Below are 3,560 nucleotides of genomic sequence, written 5' to 3' on the forward strand. Positions count from 1 at the left end.
ACCCTGGACCCGATAGCCCCGTCGGGCGGCTCCCACGCGACGAGGGACATCCTCCGCCCGGTCCTGCCCGCCCTCTTCGCGCTCGATGCCGAGCTGCGTCCTCAGCCCGAGCTGGCCGCCGCCTGGCCCGGCCCCGACGACATCCGGCTCGACCCGTTGTCGGTGGACCTCGAGCTGCGGGAGGCGGCATGGAGCGACGGGACGCCGATCACCGCGGCGGACGTGCGGTTCAGCTGGGAGCGTCTGCGCGAGGGTCCGACGGGGGCGCGCTACCGGCCGCTCCGAGACGTGGAGGTCACCGGACCCCGGACGCTGACGCTCCGCTTCGACCGACGCGTCCGACGCTGGTGGTCGCTCTTCTCGATCGACGACATGGTCCTGCCGGCCCACGCCTACGGTCCGGGCTGGGAGAACGGGCCGACGGTCTCCGCCGGTCCGTTCTCGTTCGAGGGGTGGGAGCGGGGGCTGTCCGTCCGGCTGAGACGGAACGATGCGCACTGGGGGACGAAGGCCTCGGCCGAGGCGATCGACGTCACGTTCGTCGAGGACGACGAGACCCGCATCGTGCTCACCGAGCGGTCGGAGCTGGACGTGGCCTGGTTCGAGGGCGACTCGAACGTCGGCGCCCGCGCGGCCGCGCGAGGGTTCGAGCCCACGGACGGACCCGCCCTCGGAGGACGGGTCGTCGCCGGCGCGTGGGCGCCTGCCTGGTGGGAGCTGAGCTGGGACCCGGACCGGGTCCCGCGCGAGCTCGCGAGGGGCCTGTCCGCGGCGGTCGACCGGAAGCTCACCCCCGAGCTGCTCGAGGACTCCGGCCAGGCGATGGACGGCATCCCCGCGCGCTTCCCAGCTCCGCAGCCGCAGAGATGGGGGCTGCCTGCGCTCCCCGGACCCTGGCCGGCTGAGAGCGGGGTGGACGCGGCCAACCGAGCCCTGCGCGACGGGCAGTACCAGACGGGAGCGTCGCTGCGCGACGGCCGGGGACGCGAGGTCGACCTGCGGCTGGCCCACCCCACAGGTACGGCCTCCGCGATCGCGCGGTTCGTGCACTGGCAGCTGCGTCCGCTCGGTCTGCGGCTGGAGGTGATCGGGGTGCAGTCCGACCGGTTGGAGCGCGACTGGATCCCGGAGCGCCGCACGGACGGGTACCTCGTTCTCCGACGCGCCGCGGACGCCCCCGACGTGGATGCCTACCGTCCCGATGCACCTCGACCCGGCCGGGTGCCGGGGATCGAGGAGCTGGCGGAGCGGGCCGGGTCTGCCGTGTCCGGTGCAGCGCTGCGTGGACGTCCCGTGGTCGGTCTCGGCGAGGCGGGGTGGGCAGCCGCGCAGCGTGAGATGGCCGAGAGCGGGTACGTCGTGCCGCTGGCCCGGGTCCGGACATGGCTCGCCGTCAGGGAGGGGCTGGTCGGCCCGCACCCGGTGGGAGCGGCGTCCGGACCGCTGTGGAACGCGGCCCTGTGGGGCTCCCTCGGGACGTAGAAGGGGCCGGACCCCACCGGGTCCGGCCCCACACGCCTGTGGCCTACGTCTGCTAGGACAGCCGGCGCCTCGAGGCCCTGAGGCCAGCGAGGGACACCCCGAGCAGACTCAGGCCGGAGAGCATCGTCAGCCACGCGCCCGGACCCGTCCGCGCCAGGACCTGCGGCGCGACCGCACCCACCGGCACTCGCACGGGGTCGGACGAGCCGACCAGCCCGGCTCCGGCCGCCGAGATCGCGGTCCCGGCCACCGAGGCGTCCTCGCCCCGGCAGTTGGCGAGCGCACCCGTGGCGCGGGCGATGTCGTCGATGCGCCCGGACGAGCCCTGTGCCTGCAGGGTCACTGCCACCTGGGTCTGTTCACCGGGCCCGAGCGGGTCGGGCAGGCTCCATCGGACCGTGCCCGAGGAGAGGTTGTCACCGCCGGGGACCTGATCCGCCGTCGGGGTCGTGCTGACGACCCGGAACCTGGCGCCGCCGGTGGTCGTGATCTCGTCGTTGACCACGATGCCGACGAGGTCGCAGTCGTAGGGGTTGTTGATAGTGATCGTGGTCGTGAAGTTGTCACCGACGCTGACCGAGTCGGGGGTCGCGACCTTCGTCACGGGCAGGGCGCACGCGATGCCGCCCGCCGGGACCTGGGCACGCACCTCCATGTGGCCGATCCGCAGGTCGGTCACCTCGACCCCAGGGATGGTCAGCCGGATGCGGACCACGTCGACGGCGGCGGCGGCCGAGGTCCCGTCCGCCGCGATCTCGGGCTGCGAGGCCGCGTTGCCCCCGATGGCCCGCGGGTCCTCACCGATGGCGATCTCGCCGAGGCCGCTCGGGAGCGGGACGACGAGCCCCGTGTTGCCGGTGATCTGCTGCAGGCGGACCCGCACCACGTCCTGGCCGGCCCGCACGATGTTGGCGACCAGGGTCTCCGGGTTGACCGCACCCGGTCCGTAGTGGACGTAAGCGCCGCCGTCGATCCCGGTGGCGACGACCGTCAGGACCCACTCACCGAGGAACTCGATGCGCGTCTCGTTGGTCGTACCGGCGAACAGCGTCACCGGGGCGATCGTCTGCCTGGTCTGGGAGATGAGGCCGAAGTTCGGGCCGATCGGCTGGCCCGCCGCGTTGCGCTGCGGGACGAGAGCCGTCCGGGAGACTGAGTTGGAGATCGCACGACCGTTCTGAGGGGCGAACGTCCCGATCAGCGGGTTCGTCAGCCCTTCGTTGTTCCCTCCGGACCCGACCAGCTGCAGGTTCTCCACGTGGGCGAAGCCTCGGCTGAGGTCGGTCCCGAGCACGCAGGTGCTGTCGTCGGTCCACCGGGCGGTTGCGTTCCCGCGCAAGGTCGACGCGTAGGCCAGGTTGTTGACGTTGACCGGGCCTATCACCTGGTTCTGGGTCGAGGTGGGGGGCGCCCACGCTTGGGCCAGACCCTGCAGGTTGAGCTGCCCAGGGGCGGACGGCGGGTTCAACGCGAGACCGACCTCGAGACCGGACCCGCGGGCGTACGTCTTCTTGCCCGCGTTGGCGCCCTCGGCGGCCGGCCGCACGACGCGCTTCACCTCGTTCAGCTGAGCGGCTCCTAGCCCGGTGGAGTCGACGGCCGCGCCAGTGAAGGCGGCGTCGGTGTTCTCGAGCCTGAGCTGCCCCTGCTCGACGAGGTGCAGGTGGGCGACGGTGCTGGTCGCGTAGCCGGAGAAGTCGGCGTCCGCGAAGGCGACCCCGGCCGGCTGAGCGGTGGCGGGGGTGGCGAGCAGTGCACCTACGACTGCCGCGACGACCGCGGCGCATGTGACTCGCATAGCTCTACCTCTCTGACTGTTCCTGTTCATCTGGGCATCACCTCGCGCTCTTCGTTCCCGGTCGCCCGCGGCCCCAAACGGGGCCATCGGTGCTAGTGGATCTGCACTAGTCCTCACCGGTATGAACGCGCCAGCCACCAGAACGTTACGGGGGTAAAGCCGAGATGTCCCGTATCCGCCGTTAGGCGCACTGACCGGCGCGCACCTCGCCGGCGCACGCGTTGACCGGGCCCCCGGACGACGGCTCGGGCGTGGCCTTGGCTGGCGGAGAGTGACGCGG

Annotated in this window: 2 protein-coding genes; one reads left to right on the forward strand and one right to left on the reverse strand. The window is 72.5% G+C overall.

The features are described 5' to 3' along the window. Positions 1-1,482: ABC transporter substrate-binding protein (locus VM840_06225; GenBank protein HVL81172.1), on the forward strand; the 1,482-nt coding region annotated here is incomplete at its 5' end. Between the two features lie 52 nt (positions 1,483-1,534). Here the strand turns inward: VM840_06225 and VM840_06230 are convergent. Beyond that, entirely contained in the window at positions 1,535-3,280 is a 1,746-nt protein-coding gene (locus tag VM840_06230) for a hypothetical protein (protein HVL81173.1), read from the reverse strand. Positions 3,281-3,560 lie beyond the last annotated feature (280 nt).

Source organism: Actinomycetota bacterium, from assembly GCA_035540895.1.
Taxonomy (GTDB): domain Bacteria; phylum Actinomycetota; class JAICYB01; order JAICYB01; family JAICYB01; genus DATLFR01.

What these genes read in the sequence shown, in the direction of transcription:
- VM840_06230 (HVL81173.1), bottom strand. Translation starts at nt 3,280, where the DNA reads ATGCGAGTCACATGCGCCGCGGTCGTCGCGGCAGTCGTAGGTGCACTG.